Here is a 19,683-nt window from a genome sequence, read left to right as displayed (position 1 = left end):
ATAAATCTGTTATCAGTGCAATTGCAGCTCAGCCTGTGCCAGCAGATCCGGTGAAGCATCTTTCGATGCAGTTGTATACGTAATCCTTAATCTGCCGTGGTGATAGTTGACACCTGGTTTTTGGTCCAGTTCCATATGGAATTCTCTAAGTTGATTGGGTGTATAGACAGCGAGTCCTCTTACATTGCCGATTGTTGTCACTTTTCCTTTTTCAGAAACGTGTTCAATAGTGATGTCACCGTAAACAGAGCGATTGCCGCTACGCTGCAACACCATGTTCAGGCGGGGTTTAATACTATCCTTTAACTCAAGAGAAACGTCGCTCAGGTTGACATGTACATCCGAAGGTCCTGTCCGGATAATCACAGGTATAGTGATACCGAAGACAGGTGTAAGTTTGACAGCGATGCTGGATGTATCTTTAAGCTTTTCCGGTTCTCCCTGTACCCTTGTATCGGGCACTGCTCTGAAATAAATATGTGAGCGGTATTCACCTTGCTGCAACTGGCTTGTCTTTGTGAGCTGTACTTTAACAAGTTGTGCTTCGCCGGGAGCGAGGGTAACACTTTTGGGAAAGAAACGCAGGAACTTGCTGGCAAACAGCTGTCCGGAATCAGGTTCACTGATCTTTTCAAAAGTGCCATTACTGTTCATTCGTATCTCGATGAACGAGATCAGGTACCGGGCTGTATCACGCCCTGTATTAGCAAGATTAAGTTCCTGTATTTTTTTGGGTCCCTCAAACACTACTCTCATTGGGGTGATCAGAAGATTGCCCTGTGCAAAGGAGAATAAGGGTAACAGAATAAAAAAGATAGTCAGGTAAAAATTTGAACGCATAATAGGTTTAACAATTTTAAAACTCCCGACGATTCCTTCCGGTGTATCTGTCACCGGAAGGAATCACCGGGTGAAAAAAGCCTCGCAATCAGTCATAGTTAACAGTCACATCAAAGGGAGTTGCTGATACGTATGTGCCTGCAGGCTGTGCTGCACTAACGTTCAGTGTAGCTCCTACGTTGAGCACTTCAGTACCACCGGTCAGTGTACCCGTTCCTGATGGATCGCTTGTAAAGTTTGTAACAGTCATAGTGTTTGCGCCATTGGCAATAGTCAGTGCAGTGGTCGGTAACGTGATACTGTAGGTGTATCCTGATGTACCCGTTACCGTGAAGGATGCAGCTGTTACTGTTCCACCGGTGGCTGGTAATGTTACACCTCCTGTGGCCGTACGTGTACCTGCCGGAGCCAATACTACGGTACCGCCTGTTGTTGATTGAACGGCTACGTTACCGAAGTTCATGTCAACATCTTTAGTGATAGCAATAGGTGTTACAATGGTCGCCGTTGCCGTTGCCGACGCTGTTTCCTGTGCACTGGCTGTGGTTGCCCAGCATGCCATCGCAAACAAGGCAACGAAAAGCATTTTTGTTCTTTTCATTCTTTTCTTTTTTAAATTATTAATTGAAGAGTTACTTCAGAATGGGTTGTAGGCACCACCTGACAAAACGGTTCATAGTTTATATGGTTAAAGTTTTCAAACAATATATATATAATGCTTTCATCGCGGATCGGTAACAGAAAAAGGTTCATTATTTCACAGGAATAATTCACATTCTCTTTTCCCTAAAAAACAATTTAAATAAGATTTATCGACTTGCTCAGCGAACAGGGTTCTCCGGCGTTTACATACATGACTCTTAAACGAAATTAGAAAAAAAATGAGTGTGGGGATATTTCAGTGCTGAAAAAAAATAATACTGGCGAGGTCATCAAAGTATGGCACAGTCTGACTTCGGCGTGAATTGGGAGGGAAATTTTCTACTATTTGTCTAAGTTGTCAGATCACTATCCCATCTTCATGTTAATAAACTTACCTTTTGTTAGCTTGCAAAACATTGCTGCCATGTCCGCCATAATTTTTGTGTTATAACGCTTTTTTGGGTAGAAAAGTCAAGCATCAGTCCGTCAGACGGCCTCTTAAGTTGTCCTTTTTTACAGTTATTTCTTCTCCAGTACAAACTCAATATCATCGATCACATCGCCTTCTTTCCGACTGCTGATATGCAGGTTATAGGCGGGTTGCAATGTTTTTAATTTTAGTTTCTTCAGCTGGGCAGGATCGGGCTGGATGACGTAATCGCCCGGAGGCAGTCCCATATAGTTAAAATACCCGTCAGTCTCTGTAATGAGACATTTAACCAGTGTACTGTCTGATCTGTAGATGCAAATCTTGATACCGGCCTGTTCCTTCCGCAGGCTATCTTCTTTCAGATATACGACGCCTGAGACTTCACCCATGACAGCAACAGGCACGTCAATTCTACGTAACTGGTTGGGCTCAATGATCACGCGGATAGCAGGCTTCATGATCTTCCAGGAAATACTTTCAAAACCATTCGGTTCCAGTTCAAACAGATAGTCGGCATAGGGTTCCATATCAAGGATCGCTATGCTGGTGTCCCGCAGATTACGGATCTGTCTTCCTTCATTATGTTTCAGCTGCAATCCTTCTACCCGTGGTTCGCCTTTATCATAGCGTTCATTGTTGTTGATGTCGAGGAATGGTACAAATACAACGCCTCCGGAGCCAACAACGCTGCGGTTGCTGACGCCGGTATAACCTGCTTTCCCGTCATAGATCATGCTGCCACGGGCTGATTCCACCAGCGTAGTCAGGTTGTTATTCTTCCATACTGAGAAGCCGATCTGTGCAAAGGAAAAGTCATACCGCAGTCCGATACCATAGTTGGTAATATCAGTACGGTAATTCTTTTCATAAGAGACATTCAGATAGCCATTTTTAAAGAGGTACTTACCTGCCTCACAACGCATGGCGATAAAACGGTTGCTGTTGTATTCATATTGCGCCTGCGGCGTCAACATAATCTTACCCGGTATGCGGAATGTCAGTGCAAGGTTGCTGTATACTAAGGGATTTTCATCCTTTATAAAGATGGAGTAAGTCGAAAGGCTGGCGCCCACTTTATAGAGGGCGCCTGATATTAGCCATTCTGTGGTTGTATAGTAGGAGCCGGGTAATATGATCTGGTCAACTGTCAATCTGGTGAACAAGGAAGAATTCTTCGTATAGAATGGTTTCGAGATGATCGCTTTGCGCTCCTCCAGCCAGTTATAGATAATCGCCTTCTGATCCCTCCGGTATCTCGTGTAATTGAGCTCTGCCTGCAGATTTGAACGTGAACGATAACTAAGGATACCTCTAGCCCTGACGCCGTATGTATACTCTCCGGAGAGCAACAGGTTTGATACAAGACGCATGGAGGCCGTTACAAAAGGCAGTGTATTGGCCGACCGGATAGAAGAAAGATATTCGAGACCTGCGCCGATAGTAAGTCCACCGGAGACGCCATAATTAAGCTGTACCTTTCCCAGTTTACTATGCATGGTATCTTCCGCTACACCTGCACTTGCGGTGTATTCAAACTCGCCGGTGGGCAGGAAGTTAAAAGGAACACTGATACTCTCTTCCTGGAAACGTTCCTCTCCCCATGGCCCATAGAACCGGAGCCTGATCTGTGAATTGCCATATACCAAAGGTACCTGGAATGTATAAAAGCCGGCGGCATCTGCTACTGTATAATCCACCAGTGCATTATTGATGTAAAGTTCCACCGTCCAGCCGGGATCCGTGAAATTACTCAGTGTATAAGTACCGTAGGTACGGCGATGTGTAGTAGGTGTATTGGTGATCTGTACGCCTACGATAGGAGCGAACAGGGATGCAATAGTAGGGGTAAATATCTTTCCGAGAATGATCTGCCGTAACCAGGGTCTGTCGTTGTTCACAAAACGTAAACGGTAATATTGCTGCCGCTGATCAAACGGGCGGACGATATTACTGTCCGGGTGAGTGCCGGACAACTGCTGCTTTGCGAAATTGTTATAGTTCAATGATACGGTAGCTTCGCCGCCAGCCAGTGTGCCGCCCATGGTGAGGTTGAACCAGGTATCATTGACATTCTGCAGGCGTTGGGTGGATACTACTGACCAATTGGCCATCCCGAATTTAAAGAGTTGTTTGCTTCTTCCGATGGTAGTATCTGCTTCGATATGTCCTTTCAGTTTATTCAGGTTACGGTAAATAGTTTGTTGCCGCATTTCCCTGATAGCGGGTAGTTCAGCTTTGGATACTACATTCACTGACAGGCTGCGGAAGTTGAACCGGCAATTCAGCTCAAATACTTTGTTGAAATAGTCTGTACGCAGGTATAATCCAGTTTCCATCTTAACCAAATCTTCCGGCCCCAGGTTGAATACCTTATCGCGGAACTGTATCCTGTTGTTCTTTTTGTCGATCAGGAAAACCGCATCCTGGGTGATATAGAAGCCGGAAACGGTATCCATGGTTTCTGACAGGGAGTTCCGGATCTTCAGGAAATTAAATACATCCGTGATGGATAGATAGGCTGTCTGATCTTTCACTACTGCTGGGATCTCTGTACCACCTACACCCTGGAGGATCACCATGATGGAAGTCTCATCAAATTTCGGCTCTTCATCATTGTCGCCATCCTTGTCTCCGTCTTTTGCAAAAACAGGACTCACACAGCAGGCCAGTAGTAAAATACAGACCGCCTTGCAGCAGTACCGGAGTAAAGAAGTGATATGTGTGATATGGCCTGTCATTAATTGTTATTCCTGGATAAATGTGACTGAGAATAAACCGCTGTAACTCCCTGAAGGATTCGCCAGTGGAGGCCCTACCGTGAGCGTACCACCGATGCGCACCAGTGTCCTGGCAGGAGAGGTGGCCGTGGCAACGAAAGGACTTCCTGTACTTGATGATCCGATGTGCAGGGATAACGTTCCACCATTGCTGCCTGTCAGTGTTACATCGGGGCCGTTCAGGATCTGGATCAGGGTACCCGGATTTGCATCTACTTCGAAAATAGCCGGAGAGAAAGGAAAGCCAAGATTCGCCTGTACAATACTGCCTGTAACGGAACGGGAGCCATCGGGGAAAACAGTCACCGTGCCACCTGTTACGCCCTGGAAGAAGGCGCCAAAGATGAGTCCCTGTGCAGGATTCACATACACTGATATGGGACGTGGTGGAGGTTCCTGTGCTTTCACTGATGACGTGACATGGAGCAGCAGGACCATCAGGCCCATACAAAGGAGGTAATATTTTGAGCGCGCTGATCGCATGTAATGATCATTGATTGCTTATAAACACTTTCTTCGATATTCTGTCCTTACCCGATTGGAATGTAACAAGGTAGATACCGCCGCTATATTGTGATCCGAGCAGGTAACGGCCATTGCCCCTGAAGTCTTTATGGAAAATGACCTGTCCTGCTATATTGCTGACGGTGATGGTACATTGCTCACCGGGTACCTTGTCAAATTGTCCATACAGGTTATTGCCTGTATAGAATGCATGATAGAAGGCCGTATTGCCCGGAACAACATCATCATCGGCTTTGAACACCAGAAAGAATCTTTTATCATAAATACCCTTCCGTAATAATAATCTGTAAGGTGTTGTTGTATGCAGATCATGGGTGATAGCAGCCTCCTTGTCATAGAGATAAAAATGCCATCCTGCGGGTATACGCTCGATAAGTGGCATTGTGAAGCTGACGTAGCCATCCTGCTCAGTAGTCAGACCAAGAGGGATCGTTTCTGTACTGTCTACATTATCCGGCCAGGAGGCTATGGAAAGCCGCTGACTACCTGCCAGCACATAGAGGCTGGGGACTGTCGGATCTGTATTCAGGAGTTTCAGGGCATCCGTTTCCTGTTCAAAATCACGGGAGGCGGTACTGCCGAAGTAGATGACTGCTGCGTCTGAATGGTGTCCTTCGTCAGTGAAGCCGGCGCCCAGACGTAACAAGGGTTCTGTCAACGGTCTTTCGCGGTGGAAGTTAGGTGTCAGGTTATTTACCCGCGCAGTATTGTTGACCGTGAGGGAGCCTGATACCGGGAAACTGCCATTGGTAACGTGTACAAAGAATCCCTGCATAGCCGGTATAATGTTGGTGGCAATACCATCGCTGGAAACGCCATTGATATAAGAGCTGTAGGTACCTGTATATTGATTGGTAACGCCGGCGTTGAAGTAATAGACGGCATTATCCACGTTGCTGCGTGTCCATCCGCCGCTGGCGTCCCAGTCTACAGGTGATGGATATGGATTGCCCACCAGATTGAAGCCGAGAGTATAAGGCCGGTTGTTGTTTGTAAGGGTAGGAGAGACGATAGTGCCGTTATTAACAACGCCCGTCATATCTAGTGTTACCGGGGAAGTAGAAGTGCCCAGATTCCCTGCATATCCTACCATCGGCGTGAGCGCACCTGAAGTGGCAGTATAGGAAGTCCAGCCGGAAGAGGTACGGTTCTCTACGTAATAATAGAAAGTAGGGAAGGTGGCGCTGAGATTAATGTCATCTGAGAACTCATTCACTGTTGCTGATTGGAACGGAGAACTGAGATAGACATAACCAAAACCTGTAGGCCGGTATCGTTGTATGGTTACATTGCCGGTCACTGTGCCGCTGCCACTGCCATCGATCAATGCGGTACGCGTTGCGGTAGAAAGCAGCGTCAGGTTGTTGCCTGCTGCAAATGTTCCTGTTGTAACTTTCAGTACGCCGGATACATTTAGTGCACCGGATAGGGTAACACCACTGCTGTTATTGGCAGTAAGGTTTAATATCGTATTCGTCGCAAAGGTATTTGCTGGTATAGTTTGCGCTGTACTACCAGCCATCTCCACTGTGCCGTTGGTAGCGGTGAATGTGCCACTGTTGCTGATCGTACCGTAGATCTGCAATGTGGCGGCGCTTACTGTAAGGGAGGCGCCTGTTTGTATAGTGACATTGGCAGTAGTGGCAGTGCCTGAGCTGACAGATGGATAATTGCTAAGGCCTGTTGGTATAATAACATTCATGGTGTTGGTGGGCACCGCGTTGGTAGACCAGTTACCGGTCACAAACCAGTTGGTGCTTACACTGCCGGTCCAGGTATTATTCGAAACCAGTTCACCTACTGCCAGTGCAACACTCATATTCGTGAGTCCTGTGGCCTGTATGGAGGTGGACAGCGGATTGGCAGTGGTAGGCGCTGTCCATGTACTGCCGTCATAGCTGCCAACTTTGAAATTAGCAGTAGTAGATCCCGCATCGACATCAGCAGCATTCCAGTTGAGCGTAACGGAGGCCGTGGTGAAAACTGTACCGGTATTGGTAAATGACCAGTAACGGTTTACACTTTTAGCGGGGTTGACGGCTGAGTTGCTAATGTTGGGATGATCGCCTGCTGTAACGCCTGTCAACAGATTGCCGGCAGTGGTAACGCTCGGCATGGTAACAGTAGCCGGTGTATAATACTGATCGTCGCCTACTTCATAAGTCCTCGTTACGTTACTACCGGTGGCTACCGCTTTTTGCAGTCTTCCGGATACCCATCCGGTACTCTGGGAGGCGCCGGTAACGGAACCCGTTGATGGCAGAATGACGGCGAATGTAGTGCCGGTACGTATTTTATTCAGTACGAAACTCAGCACAGCATTCACCGTGATATTGGAACCCAGGGCAACGATTCCCGCCGTTTTATTTACTGTCAGATTATTAAAGGCACCGGTGGATGTGATGGTTTGTGTACTCGTGCCATTAAAGTAAACGGTAGCGCCGGTGTTCGTGTAAGTACCGCTGGACATGGTCCAGTTGCCACCAATAGTATCTGTAAAACTACCTTGTACAAAGGTGCCGTTAGTCAGGGTAAAGTCGTTCAGTATTTTCAATATGGCGGACGCTGTTTTACTGCCTGTGGCAGATATCACCAGGTTGCCGTATGATGTAGCGGAGGAGACAGCCTGTGTGCTTCCTGCATATTCAACCGTACTTAAAGTATCGAGTGCATACGTCGTGAATGCTGGCAGTGTTTGTGTGCCTTTGAGTACAAGCTTTGCATTATCCTCAATGGTTAATGAACTGGTGCCGGAAGGTGTAATAGCAAAACCTGCTGCATCAAATATACCGGTGGTAATGGTGATATCATCTACTGCGGTGATTGCCTTAGCCAGTGTAGTGGTTACACCGGCGTCTTTCTGGTTCGTTACCTGGGAAAGGGCGAATGAAGCGGCTGAACTTGTAATGGTGGATGCCTGGCTGCCTGTCATGATCAGCGTACCGATGGTACCGTCGTAAGTGCCGTTGTTGGTAAAATTATGGCTGACGCGATAATCTGATAATGCGGCTACTGTTCCGGTAATGGTCAGGTCATAGAACGTTGTATTCGGGGTGCCGGTAAGTGTTCCATCTGCTGTTGTCATAGTGAAAGTTGATGTTCCTCCGTTTAATGTACCGTTACATTCAACATTCTTCGCAATGGTGTAAGTAAAGCTGCCCGCATTGAATATGGCACTGTTGGTGATGGCAAAATCGCCATTCACTGTCCAGTTGGAGGATGGTGTAACGCCGACAGTATTACTGATAATAACATTGTTCAGGGCAGTAGGCGTACCGGTTACTGCCATTGCAGCGCTGCCGCCGAAGGTAACAGTGCCGGTACTTGTAAAGCCGGTGCCGGCGAGCTGGATGGTTTGTGCAGCCGTCGGCGTGAAGTTTATGCTACCACTGCTGGTCACCGTACCATTGTTGGTAAAAGATCCGAATATATTGTGGGTAGAGACACCTCCATTGAAAGTAGCGCCGTTGCTGATATTGAATGCGATGATAACCCTCCAGCCCACGCTGGCAGTGACACCTCCCGTATTATTGATATTCAGGGTAGCGTAAGTGGGTGTACTGGTTGAATTCAGAATAGGTGGAACAGTACCGTTGAAATTAATAACGCCGCTTGAATTGGAGACAACAGCGTTTATAAAGCGTATCGTCTGTACAGCAGTCCCAGTGAAGGTTGTAACACCATTACTGATCAAAGAACCATTATTGGTAAGATCCCCGTTTACTGTTGCATTACCACTGCCACCATCATAGGAACCGCCGGTGGCAATAGTGAGCAGGCCATTGTAAGTAATATCGCTGCCGCTCACTGCATAGCTCCCATATACGGTCATCCTGTTAAATGTGGTGGTACCGGTGATGGTTTTACTGGTTCCGTTTAGTGTTATAGTGCTGCTGGCGGGAGTGAAAGTACCGCTGTTGACCCAGTTGCCGTAAAGGTTGATGGTAAATGTAGACCCATTGAAAGTAGCGCCGCTTCCTATGGTGAGATCTCCGTTTACAGTACAGGTAGCAGCCAGTGTTTTGGTACTGCCGTTACTGCAGGTAAGGTGGCCGTAAGAGACGCCTGCCACCGTCTGTGCAACAGCGCCATTATAGTTGACCGTACTGGTACTGCTGAGTGTATAGGTGGAGAATCCGGAAGGGAAATTATTCGCTCCGCCGGCGAGTAAAGTAGCACTATTGGAGATCGTTAAAATACCACCTGTCGCTGATCTGCTGGCGCTGAAGGTTGAAAGATCTAAGGTGCCGTTGGTAATTGTAAGATTGCCATTCACAGGACAGTTGCCGCTAAGCGTGGCTGTACCCGCGGTTTTGTCAATAACAAGATTGTTGAAGGTAGTGGCTGAAATACTCTGGGCGCCGGAACCATTGAGTGTAACAGTACCACCGGACGCGTTGAATGTGCCGCTGTTGCTCCAGTTACCGCCTGCTGTTAATGTAACGGCATCGCTGTTGATAATAGCGCCGGAAGATATATTGACATTGCCGCTTACGGTCATGGCAGCGTTCAGTGAAAGCGTTCCTGCAGTAACAGTGAGATCGCCGGCTACTGTTGCTGCGCTGCTCATGGATGCAGCTCCGGCTGTCTTATTCACCTGGAGATGATTATAGGCCAGTCCTGCTACCGTTTGTGTACTGGCGCCATTGTAAACGATGGTGCAGCTGCCGGCTGTAAAGGTACCACTGGTATAAGAATAGTTGCTGCCTATATTGAGCGTGCCCGCGCCGGTGAAAGTGACGTTAGCGCCGCCTGATTCTGTGAGGGAGCCTGCAACAGTGAGGGTACCTGCGCCTGCATTCAGGTTGATTACATGACCGCTGGTACCGTCGCTCAGTACAAGGTCGCCGTTTACTGTCAGCGTCTGACTGCCAGTGTTAATGGTATGTGTTGCATTGCCAGACCAGGAGCCGCTGATATTACCCTGAGTAGTAAGACTGCCACCTGTTGTAAGCGTGAGGGTAGCTGCCTGTGTACTACCAAATTGTATAGCCTTTACGTTGACTGCACTACTGATGGTAGGTTGATTGGTGAATGCCGCAGTACCAATCTCCACGATGTCATTGACGCCCGGAGGCAGGGAAGGAGTACCTGCAACAGATGTCCAGTTGGCCGCGGTTGACCAGTTACTGCTGGCAGATCCGTTCCAGCGTACAACATTGGCATTGTCTGAGATGCTCCATCGTCCATCGAGCGCTGTTTGGGCACCCAGTTCCACATAATTGGAAGTAGTGCTGTTAGTTGTTTTTCCTGAAGCGCCCCAACTGCTGCCGCCATTGAACCATAGTCCCATGGTAGATTCGTTGTTACCATTCAGCTCCGCATCTTCATAATGCAGGCGTATCGCGACAAGGCCCAATGTTGAAACGCCGCTTACAGTATATACCCTGTTAATAGCGCCGCCCCGGGGGAAATCGCTTACAGGTCCCACAGCTGCAGAAACAGTGATAGAAGTGGTCAGTGGTACCGCCAGTGAAAAGGCTACTGAAGTGTTGGGACTTTCAAATGTATAGGCAACGCCCAGGCTGAAAGAGTGTGATCTGCGAACGTTACCTAGTATGATGCCATTTCCGGTCCTGTCTACCGTCATAGTCAGCGTATTGCTGCCGGTATTCATGGTGCCACTGGTCATGTTGATTGTGGCCACCTGAACGTTGTTATTGATGTCGACGTGTGTTGTTGTTGCGGTCTTATTCAGTGTAAGGATATTAAAGGTGGTTGCACCGGTAATGCTGGATGGATTGGCGCCTGTAAAGGATACTGTACTGCTGCCAGCTGTGAACGTACCGTTGTTGACAAAGTCGTTCTGCACCTGGTGGGTGAAGGAACCTGCGGCAAAGGTAGTACTACCGGAGAGCGTAAAATAGTTGGTAGTAACAGCGCCTGCGGCCGTTTTGGTACCACCGCCGGATAACACTAATCTGTCGTAGGTAAGGGCATTGATGGTCTGTGCGCCTGTGCCGTTGAAGTTGACGGTGTTAGGCGGTGTGGACGTAACATTCAGTGTACCGGCGGTAACGGTGAATGTACCGGCTATGCCCAGTACAGAGTTGGCCGACAGTTGCAGGGATGTTCCGTTCAGTGTAACATTGAACAGGTTAGCCGTTCCGTTTAATGTACTGGTACCGGTAAAGGTGACAGTACCAGCGGTGGCGGTAAGGGAACCGCTGACGTCAAGTGAAGTATTGATAGCAGAGAAGGATACTGCTGTAGAGACAGTACCGGAAATGATCAGTGTACCGAAGCTGATGGTTCCTGCGCCGGAAATGGTCTTGGACGTTCCCTGCATGGTAACAGTGCCTCCGAGGCCATTAAAGGTGCCGCCGACAGCAAAATTGCCCGTTACGATAATACTGGTGCCGACACTGACACTACCGGAGATGGTGAGGTTGTCAAAGATGAAGTTCGTACCTGTAATAGTCTTTGATGTTCCCGTCATGGTGAGCGTACCTCCGGTGAGATGGGTGAAGGTACCTGGTCCGGAAGTGGAAAGGTTGCCTGATACCGTTAGGGCACTGGTAGCGGCAGCTGTGATATTGGTAACCAGGAAGCCTATGTTATTGAAATTGTGTGTACCGGTACCACTGATAGATGAACCGGGACCGCCGAAATTAATGGTGCTGGTGGATCCGGTAAATGTGCCGTTGTTCACCCAGTTACCATCTACCTGATGTGTAAAGCTGCCGCCATTAAATGTGGTGGAAGCGCCGATATTAACGCCGCCGCTGATGAGTAGATTGGACGCTGCTGTATAACTCACACTGGTGGCTGTTCCCACAGTACTGGTAAGGGTGCCTGCCACTGTAAAGGCGGTAGCAGACATTGTTTTTACTACAGCGCCGCTGGAGCCGGAGAGGGTAAGATTGCCATATGTGTCTGCAGATACTGTTTGTGCAGCGCCGTTGTACTCCACGGTGCTGGTCAGGGAAAGCGAATGTGTGGCGTAGTTGGAAGGAAAAGTATTCGTTCCGCCAATCTTCAGGGTGGCGCCATTAGCTACGGTAAAGGTTCCACCCGCCACCGTTGTGCCACGATTGGCCGTAAAAGTAGACAGGTCGAGCGTACCCGCCACTACGTTGATCCGACCCGCTGCACTGGTAGTTGAGTTGAGCGCATTGAGGTTACCACCCAGCGTTTTCACCAATGCCCCGCTGATCCTGAGCGTGGAATAAGTAAGGTCATTACGGACAGTCTGATTGATGAGTGTTGCACTATAGTCGACTGTACTGCCTTCGGAGAGTGTGATGGAACCTGATATGGTGTAGTTGCCCGCAAAGGTACTGGCATTTACACGCAGTATGCCGGTGGAGCTGACAGTGGTGGAACCACCCCCTGAAACTATGGGCGTAGTACTTTCTGATGGTATAAAAGTGCCGGTTATGGTAAAAATACCTGCTACAGAAAAGTTCACGTTCTGGGTAACGGCGGCGCCGGCAGCAATAGTGAGCCGTCTGAAAGCAGTAGTAGCAGTACCACTGATTGTTTGGGTCGTACCGCCCAGGATGACTTTTGAGTTATTGCTGGTAAAAGTGTAGGTGCCATTGTTCACCCAGTTGCCCTTTACAGTGAGTGTAACGCCTTTTTGTGAGATCGTACAGCCGCTATTGATGGTGAGCGTACCGGATACCGTCAGGCCTTTGGAAACGGTCAATACGGGGTTCTGAGCACTTGTTACCAGTGTTAGGGAATTACAACTGGCGCTGGCGCTGATGGTGGGTTGAAAGGAGCCTGTGAAAGAGGCGTCTCCGATCACCGCATCAACAGTCGCCGTGGGAATGCCTGCCGTCCAATTGGCCGCATTGTTCCATGCAGTACTGACAGTACCTTTCCAGCTTGTCTGTCCCCATAGGGAAACAGGCAGGCCTGACAATAAGATAAGGAGTGTAAAACAAACACGTATAAATAGTCTATCAGTATTCATGTATTCGAATATTATCTGACGGCATTGTCATTGTATGCCGGATAAACACCCGCGACTGATCAATGTAGTTGTAATTCTGCTTCAGCCAATGGATCGGACACTGTTCCTTTCGATTGTGCAGTATATGTGATCCTTAGTTTGCCGTGGTGATAGTTAATGCCTGGTTTCTTTTCGAGTTCCATATCGAATTGCCTGTACGGAGTCGGGGTATAAACGGCGAGTCCTTTTACAGTAGCTATAGTGGTTACTTTTCCTTTTTCTGAAACGTGGTCAACGTTGATATCGCCATATGATGAATGATTGCCTGTACGGCGTAATGTCATCTTCAGATGGGGAGGAACATTTTCCTTTGTTTCGAGTGAGATATCTGTCAGGCTTACCTTTAGTTCCGCTGGGCCGGTCCTGATGATCACGGGGATGCTGATGCCGAAAACAGGGGTCAGCTTTACCGAGATAGTCGAAGTGTCGCTATTGCGGGAAGACTCTCCCTGCACCTTAATGTCAGGAGCAGCTCTGAAATAGATATGTGAGCGGTATTCGCCTTCCTGTAACTGTCCTGTTTTTGTGAGTTGTACTTTCACCAGTTGTGCTTCGCCGGGGGCGAGGGTCACACTTCTGGGGAAGAGGCGGAGGAATTTGCTTGCAAACAATTGTCCTGAATCCGGTTCACTGATTGTTTCGAAGGAGCCGTTGCTGTTCATGCGGATCTCAATAAGAGAGATCAGGTACCGGGCGGTATCCTGCCCGGTATTAGCAAGATTAAGTTCCTGCACTTTCTTTTGTCCCTCGAAAACAACCCTCATGGGCGTAATCAGCAGATTGCCCTGAGCAGGCGAAAAGAGGGGCGATAGAATAGTAATGAATATCAGATAATAAAATCGACGCATAAACAGAGTTAAGGACTGCCCCAATAAGTTCCCGCCCGGCGGTATATGAAATACTTACCGGGAGGGCCTTCTGGGATAAAATGAGCTAAGGGTCAGTTATAGTTGACAGTTACATTAAAGGGAGTAGCTGATACGTATGTACCGGCTGGTTGTGCTGCACTTACATTCAGCGTAGCGCCAACAGTCAATGTTTCTGATCCTCCCGTCAGTGTACCTGTGGGAGTAGGAGAACTGGTGAAATTGGTAACGGTCATGGTATTGGACCCACTGGTAATGTTCAATGCAGTACTTGGCAGGGTAATAGTATACGTATAGCCGGAAGTACCGCTTACCGTAAAGGAAGCAGCAGTCACTGTTCCGGCGGTGTTGGGTAATGTTACTCCACCGGTAGCTGAGCGGGTACCGGCGGGTGTCAATACTACTGTACCTGCAGCAGAAGACCTTACGGCCACATTCCCGAAGTTCATGTCAACATCTTTGGTAATGCTGATGGGAGTCACAATGGTGGCTGTTGCGGTAGCCGAAGCGGTTTCCTGCGCCTGTGTGCTGGTTGCCAGGCATACCAGTGTTAATGAGGCAACGAAAAGGATAAATGTTCTTTTCATATTGTTGTTTTTAAGATTGTCAGGGTAAAAAAGTTGCAGACCGGGAATGTTGCCCGGAGGTTAGGTCAGGTTGCGTAAATGTGCCTGTACATGCTGCGCACAATATACTTATTGCATTCTCATTAAGGAGGATACTTTATTCCATTAACGGCTCCCATCTTTAGTTCCTCGTTATATATATCCTGAGCCACGCGCCCCTGAAATAGTTGCTGGTAGGGATAAACAGGTACATGCTCTTTTTGCCAGGATTATCATTCTGCTTATAACAGAAATGATACAGCATAATGTTGAATCGTTTTCTGTGGGAACCGGAATGGGAATTAAATATTCACATGAAGGGAACTATCAAAGTAATCAGTTTTCCATAATGGCCATGGTACTACTTTCAGGCCTGCCGATGATCACTGTGATGCCTGTGTGCAATCCTTTCTGGTGATGAAAGGGCACAACTCTCACAGCGCATGATGTTCATTCATGGATATGGAAATAAATGATTAATTGAGATTACCTGAACAATAAGAATCAGCTTTTCATGAAAATATTTTGGTCATTGAGTGATAAAAGGTGTATTCCATTCTTAATGTTGATTACCTGTCAATTCAAAAAAGAAGCATTGTGGTTAATTGGGGATTGTAAATAGCTATCTGATAACGAAGGTAATATATTTTGATAATTTGAAGAAAAATAGAATTAAAAAGCCAGCAATTTCTCCCAATTGCGGTTCAGGTATGCAGCAATACCTCTGCCAGGGTTATACGGTGCATAAATGGCCTTAAAATCGTTTCCGGCTATAGTATATGATTGATTCCCTATATAACCCTTGCGCGCCATATATAACAATGCAATCGAAGGCGAACGTGACCATCCCTGATTACAATGCACCAGTACAGGCCTGGTTGTTATATTTCTTTCAATAAAGGTCATGGCCTGCAGCATAATGGGGTCGGTAAAATGTGGCGCCAGTTCATGCTCCATATCCACCATATTCAGATAGAGGTGATTGTTTGCTTCATGCACCAGGTAATGGGGGTGATCAGAGGATAAATTTCCTTTATAACCAAGCGCCTTCCGGTGACAAGGCTCTTTGCAGGCATGTATGACTGCCAGATCGGGTGTGTGTGATGCACAATCCGCAGTATTTCCAACAAAGAGGTTCGTGTGAATCCGGATCATATTTTTTTTTCGTAAATTAATATTTCTCAAAATAACAACACAAATGGCAAGACAAAAAGGATTCCTCCCTTTGTCCGGAAAATTGGGAGACAAGATCTATTACTTCCGGAAAGATAAACGCGGCAGGATAAACTACTTCGTCCGACAGGCCCCTGATGAAGTAAAGCAGACTACCGCTACTAAAAGGACGGCGTCAGATTTCGGCACTGCCAGCAGGTGTGCGAAAGTGATGCGTCATGCACTGAAGGAGTATACGCAGTTATATGATAGCGGTACCCTGATCAACAGTCTGAATAAAGTAATGGGAGAAGTGGTACGCGCTGATGATAATCACACACCCGGCCAGCGACAGGTGCTGGCGCAGCATATGCATTTGCTGGAAGGCTTCTGCTTCAATCATGAAACGAATATTGAAAGACTGGTGAATACAAGGCCGGTGATTACAAGACAAGAGAACCGTGTGACTGTTTCCTTACCTGAGATAGTTTTCAGTAAGCGTAAAGCTTTTAATGGTATTACACATCTGGGTATCAGGGCTATTGCATTGTCTGTTGATTTTGCAGGGCTTACCTGTCAGCAGACGGCAAGCGAAGCGGTTATCATTCAACGTGATGAAAGGCGTGGGGTGACGTTTACATTGAATGCCAGCAGTGGGGATATTACCTGTATCCTGTTGCAGGTGCAGGCGTATTATGAGGTGAATGGTGAGTTGTGTTTGTCGCAGAGCAACATGGCATCGGCGTTGGATGTTATTAGTGTGCAGGCGCCGGTGGTAGTTGTTAAGAAGGAGAGGCGGAGGAAGAAATTGCGTAACAAGATGCCGGCTTTTTGGGGGACGCCTGTGGTACGGGTTGTGCCTGGGCGGAAGGTTAGATATGGTTCGCCCCCGGGGGTTGAAAACCCCGGCTACAAACAATAAGGCCGCTGGCGGGGTCTATTGGCGTGTATTAACCTGATAAGACCAAATTGAGGGTAACAGAGGGAGAAAAGCAGGCTTCCCCTGGCCTTAGGAGCGGCTTTGGTACGGCTTTGCCATGGCTTTGAGGTGGAGTTGAGAAATGTAAACAAAAGCATATCCTGATGCTTATCTTGACCTTCTGAACAAGCCAAGTGTTAGCCGGAAAGGTTTGGTAAAGTAATAGAGGAAGAACCAGGGGAGGCGAAGGCTCATGATATCTTCTCCGTTGGGCCTGAGCAGGAAGCCGATGTACTGGATGAAGACCGCATATTTCGCTTTCAGGCTTGTCATGAAGGAAAGCCGGATGAATGCCAGTTGCAGGAACTTGTTTTCTGCCGGGGAAGGTTCCTGGAGTAAGCGCTTCATCAGCAGCTGACAGGTCTTCCCGGGTACGGGTCGGCCTGCGATGGCCGGAACGCCCAGCAGCTCAGCCGCCAGTTGCATCCACAGGTCTTCAAATCCCTGTAGTTCGGGAGGTACTTTATGAGGCCCCTGACGGTAGAGTAAGGCCATATCCAGTAAAGAACGCAGATGGGGGTAGAAGTCGCTGGCCCCGTTGTTTACCAGCATCAGCCGGTAATAATCTTCATGCGTAAAAGGTACACCTGTTAAATAATCACGACCCAGCAGCTGGTCAAACTGATATTGAGCAGATGTCAGGGTTTCGGGAGGCCGGTAGTGAAATTCAAAACTCAGCCACTTGCCACGGCTGCAGGGTTTACCGAAAACTACTTCCTTGATATGATCTTTGAAGTGGTTGGGGTAACTGCTGAAATATTGTTCCTGGTGCATCTCATATCCCTCGGCCTGCATGACAGACACGACTGTTGATACCTGATCTTCCGGGATGATAATATCCATGTCAGTAAATTCCCGCATGGCAATATCGCCATACACCAGCTGGGCGAAGTCCATGCCTTTATAGAAGCGAGCTGTTACGCCCTGTTGTCCTAAGCGGTCAATGATGTATTCAGTCACCATCTTCCTGTCGAAGGCGAACACGGAGAATTCCCTGCAATAAGCTTTGAACAGCTGCAGGGCTTCCGGTGGCACAATGCCCTTCAACCTGTTTAATACAGCATAAACCACAGGCCTTATCCGGTGCCTTACACACAACTTATATAATACCTGCCAGTCAATAGAATGGCCGGATATAAAAGTGCTGAGCGTAGAAATGGAACTAGTTTGCAGGTATACCCGGCAACATAACAATAGAATAGTAACCTCAGGTTGGCGCATATATTACTGGACGATCAACATTTGATGCTGCATCATTTTTTCAAGAAAAAGGAGGGTTTCCCGTTCGCATAATTGCATGCTGACAGCATATTCTTCTGTCAGTGCATGTATCACTTCATGAACAGGCACAGGCTGCTCCAATTTCTCCCATATGGCACTGCCTATGGCATTGAGACCGATATACTGACCATTATGAATATCCATTAATACAACTTCTTCTCCGATATGACTGATCAGGAAATTTCGTTCGTTCCTCCGAACGATGGTCTCTCTGCATAGGGAAATCTGTACGCTTTCTGACATATGTTTAAACATTAGTGATGACTTGAGTGTATAATTATTGTAACATTATTAAACGTCAAATAGTTCGCTATCCATGTATAAATATTGGGGCTTTGGCCTGCATATTACTTCCGGAATTGAATTCCCTGAATTGTTGCCATTCGATTTTAAGTGTTCTGATGTAAGCATTACCCTCGGTGAAGTACCCGCCATCAGTGCTGATACAGCCTTCGACATCGGCCATATTTCCTACCAGGTGAACGATCATGAGCTGGTCTTCTCCGTGCAGGATGTTGCCAGCTATTATGTTGCCGATGGTAAGCAGATCATTATTCATCGTCATAGGGCCAATGTGGAAGACAGGGTGATCCGCCTGTTTTTACTCGGTGCTGGCATAGCGGGTATCCTGCAGCAAAGAAGACAGGTGCCTCTGCATACATCCGCTGTTATTGTGAATGACAGGCTGACGCTCATTGCCGGACAATCGGGTGCTGGTAAATCTACTACACTGGCGGGGCTGAAGCAAAGGCAATACAGGATCTTCAGTGATGACATCACCGTGCTGAAAGAACTGCCTGATGATGACCGTATCAGTGGTGTGGCTTCTTACCCGATGATCAAATTATGGGAGCAATCCCTGCAAACCTTACAGCTGGATGACCGCTCATTCCCGGTTATGCCGGGTTTCGAGAAGTATGGGTTTTTCTTTCATGGGGCTTTTGATACACAGCAATATCCTGTTGAGCGGATTATCCTGCTGGAAGCGGGACAAACTGATAAGATCCGTCAGAAACAATTGTGGGGAAGCGAGGCCTTTGCAGGCGTGGTGCAGCATGTTTATAAAGCCGTTTTATTCAGACAACCTGCTATGCGTGCACTATGTTTCGATGTGATCACCAAAATGGTAAAATGCTCAGAAGTATATCAGATCACCCGCCCCGCTGTATGTGAGCCTGATTCATTGTTGGATGTAGTAACGTCAATATTATAATGAAAAGGAAAATCTCAGCGCTGTTGCTCTTTATACAGGCGTGGGTCTGTATCGCCATTGCCCGCTGTATGCTTGTCTTTATGCCCTTCAGAAAGATAGCGCCCTTACTGGGTAAAAGCGTTGCTGCCGTAGACCCTTTCAGTACCAGGAGATCATCCCGTCCTGAAAGGATCCGGGCAGCCATCAGGAGAGCGGCTGCCTGTTCACCCTGGCGGGCAAAATGTTTTGAACAGGCGCTGGCCGGTAAGATGATGCTCACTTACAAGCATATGTCCGGCATTGTTTTCTTTGGTATCAATAAAGTGGGTGATGACCTGAAGGCCCATGCCTGGCTGGAAAGCGAAGGCGTGATCATCACCGGGGGAAGAGAGGCCGATCAATTTATTGTTATAGCACGATTTCAAAGTTAATCC

Annotated in this window: 13 protein-coding genes; 3 read left to right on the top strand and 10 right to left on the bottom strand. The window is 47.6% G+C overall.

The window, feature by feature from the left end:
- Nucleotides 1-12: 12 nt before the first annotated feature.
- The 8 genes from BLR32_RS09990 to BLR32_RS09955 form a co-directional block, all read right to left on the bottom strand.
- Nucleotides 13-840, bottom strand: coding sequence for a fimbrial biogenesis chaperone (locus BLR32_RS09990; RefSeq protein ID WP_089831167.1), 828 nt, complete (start codon nt 838-840; stop codon nt 13-15).
- Between the two features lie 88 nt (nt 841-928).
- On the bottom strand, nt 929-1,441 hold the full coding sequence (locus BLR32_RS09985) for a DUF4402 domain-containing protein (protein WP_089831165.1): 513 nt from the start codon (nt 1,439-1,441) through the stop codon (nt 929-931).
- 560 nt (nt 1,442-2,001) lie between these two features.
- Nucleotides 2,002-4,650 carry a hypothetical protein gene (locus BLR32_RS09980; RefSeq protein ID WP_089831163.1) on the bottom strand — a complete coding sequence of 883 codons (2,649 nt, stop codon included), beginning with the start codon at nt 4,648-4,650 and terminating at the stop codon, nt 2,002-2,004.
- A gap of 6 nt (nt 4,651-4,656) precedes the next feature.
- A complete protein-coding gene (locus tag BLR32_RS09975; protein ID WP_176842223.1) occupies nt 4,657-5,136 on the bottom strand; it encodes a DUF4402 domain-containing protein in 480 nt (159 codons plus the stop codon).
- Between the two features lie 43 nt (nt 5,137-5,179).
- A complete protein-coding gene (locus tag BLR32_RS09970; protein ID WP_143011421.1) occupies nt 5,180-13,135 on the bottom strand; it encodes a hypothetical protein in 7,956 nt (2,651 codons plus the stop codon).
- Between the two features lie 59 nt (nt 13,136-13,194).
- The gene (locus tag BLR32_RS09965; RefSeq protein ID WP_143011420.1) at nt 13,195-14,022 is read right to left on the bottom strand and encodes a fimbrial biogenesis chaperone; all 828 of its coding nucleotides are present in this window, start codon (nt 14,020-14,022) and stop codon (nt 13,195-13,197) included.
- A gap of 92 nt (nt 14,023-14,114) precedes the next feature.
- Nucleotides 14,115-14,627 carry a DUF4402 domain-containing protein gene (locus tag BLR32_RS09960; protein ID WP_089831154.1) on the bottom strand — a complete coding sequence of 171 codons (513 nt, stop codon included), beginning with the start codon at nt 14,625-14,627 and terminating at the stop codon, nt 14,115-14,117.
- A 690-nt stretch (nt 14,628-15,317) separates the two neighbouring features.
- Nucleotides 15,318-15,800: a dual specificity protein phosphatase family protein gene (locus BLR32_RS09955; protein ID WP_089831152.1), complete on the bottom strand. Its 483-nt coding sequence runs from the start codon at nt 15,798-15,800 to the stop codon at nt 15,318-15,320.
- Between the two features lie 43 nt (nt 15,801-15,843).
- Between BLR32_RS09955 and BLR32_RS09950 the strand changes: the two genes are divergently transcribed.
- The gene (locus BLR32_RS09950; RefSeq protein WP_089831150.1) at nt 15,844-16,719 is read left to right on the top strand and encodes a hypothetical protein; all 876 of its coding nucleotides are present in this window, start codon (nt 15,844-15,846) and stop codon (nt 16,717-16,719) included.
- 165 nt (nt 16,720-16,884) lie between these two features.
- Here BLR32_RS09950 and BLR32_RS09945 read toward each other — a convergent pair whose 3' ends face one another.
- Nucleotides 16,885-17,997 (bottom strand): nucleotidyltransferase family protein, encoded by a 1,113-nt coding sequence (locus tag BLR32_RS09945; protein WP_089831148.1) that lies wholly within the window; start codon nt 17,995-17,997, stop codon nt 16,885-16,887.
- A gap of 3 nt (nt 17,998-18,000) precedes the next feature.
- Nucleotides 18,001-18,300 carry a PqqD family peptide modification chaperone gene (locus BLR32_RS09940; RefSeq protein WP_089832123.1) on the bottom strand — a complete coding sequence of 100 codons (300 nt, stop codon included), beginning with the start codon at nt 18,298-18,300 and terminating at the stop codon, nt 18,001-18,003.
- Nucleotides 18,301-18,373: 73 nt separating this feature from the next.
- Between BLR32_RS09940 and BLR32_RS09935 the strand changes: the two genes are divergently transcribed.
- Both BLR32_RS09935 and BLR32_RS09930 read left to right on the top strand, forming a co-directional pair.
- Entirely contained in the window at nt 18,374-19,270 is an 897-nt protein-coding gene (locus tag BLR32_RS09935; RefSeq protein ID WP_089831146.1) for a phosphoenolpyruvate carboxykinase (ATP), read from the top strand.
- A complete protein-coding gene (locus BLR32_RS09930; RefSeq protein WP_089831144.1) occupies nt 19,270-19,680 on the top strand; it encodes a lasso peptide biosynthesis B2 protein in 411 nt (136 codons plus the stop codon). The genes BLR32_RS09935 and BLR32_RS09930 overlap by 1 nt, the downstream gene beginning before the upstream one ends.
- Nucleotides 19,681-19,683 lie beyond the last annotated feature (3 nt).

This window comes from Chitinophaga filiformis, from assembly GCF_900102545.1.
In the GTDB taxonomy this organism is placed as follows: Bacteria; Bacteroidota; Bacteroidia; order Chitinophagales; family Chitinophagaceae; genus Chitinophaga; species Chitinophaga filiformis.
The sequence above is the reverse complement of the archived record's forward strand: the minus strand, read 5'-3'. Positions and strand labels throughout refer to the sequence as shown.

What these genes read in the sequence shown, in the direction of transcription:
- BLR32_RS09970 (WP_143011421.1), bottom strand. Translation starts at nt 13,135, where the DNA reads ATGAATACTGATAGACTATTTATACGTGTTTGTTTTACACTCCTTATC.
- BLR32_RS09965 (WP_143011420.1), bottom strand. Translation starts at nt 14,022, where the DNA reads ATGCGTCGATTTTATTATCTGATATTCATTACTATTCTATCGCCCCTC.
- BLR32_RS09930 (WP_089831144.1), top strand. Translation starts at nt 19,270, where the DNA reads ATGAAAAGGAAAATCTCAGCGCTGTTGCTCTTTATACAGGCGTGGGTC.
- BLR32_RS09985 (WP_089831165.1), bottom strand. Translation starts at nt 1,441, where the DNA reads ATGAAAAGAACAAAAATGCTTTTCGTTGCCTTGTTTGCGATGGCATGC.
- BLR32_RS09990 (WP_089831167.1), bottom strand. Translation starts at nt 840, where the DNA reads ATGCGTTCAAATTTTTACCTGACTATCTTTTTTATTCTGTTACCCTTA.
- BLR32_RS09940 (WP_089832123.1), bottom strand. Translation starts at nt 18,300, where the DNA reads ATGTCAGAAAGCGTACAGATTTCCCTATGCAGAGAGACCATCGTTCGG.
- BLR32_RS09955 (WP_089831152.1), bottom strand. Translation starts at nt 15,800, where the DNA reads ATGATCCGGATTCACACGAACCTCTTTGTTGGAAATACTGCGGATTGT.
- BLR32_RS09935 (WP_089831146.1), top strand. Translation starts at nt 18,374, where the DNA reads ATGTATAAATATTGGGGCTTTGGCCTGCATATTACTTCCGGAATTGAA.
- BLR32_RS09960 (WP_089831154.1), bottom strand. Translation starts at nt 14,627, where the DNA reads ATGAAAAGAACATTTATCCTTTTCGTTGCCTCATTAACACTGGTATGC.
- BLR32_RS09980 (WP_089831163.1), bottom strand. Translation starts at nt 4,650, where the DNA reads ATGACAGGCCATATCACACATATCACTTCTTTACTCCGGTACTGCTGC.
- BLR32_RS09945 (WP_089831148.1), bottom strand. Translation starts at nt 17,997, where the DNA reads ATGCGCCAACCTGAGGTTACTATTCTATTGTTATGTTGCCGGGTATAC.
- BLR32_RS09975 (WP_176842223.1), bottom strand. Translation starts at nt 5,136, where the DNA reads ATGGGCCTGATGGTCCTGCTGCTCCATGTCACGTCATCAGTGAAAGCA.
- BLR32_RS09950 (WP_089831150.1), top strand. Translation starts at nt 15,844, where the DNA reads ATGGCAAGACAAAAAGGATTCCTCCCTTTGTCCGGAAAATTGGGAGAC.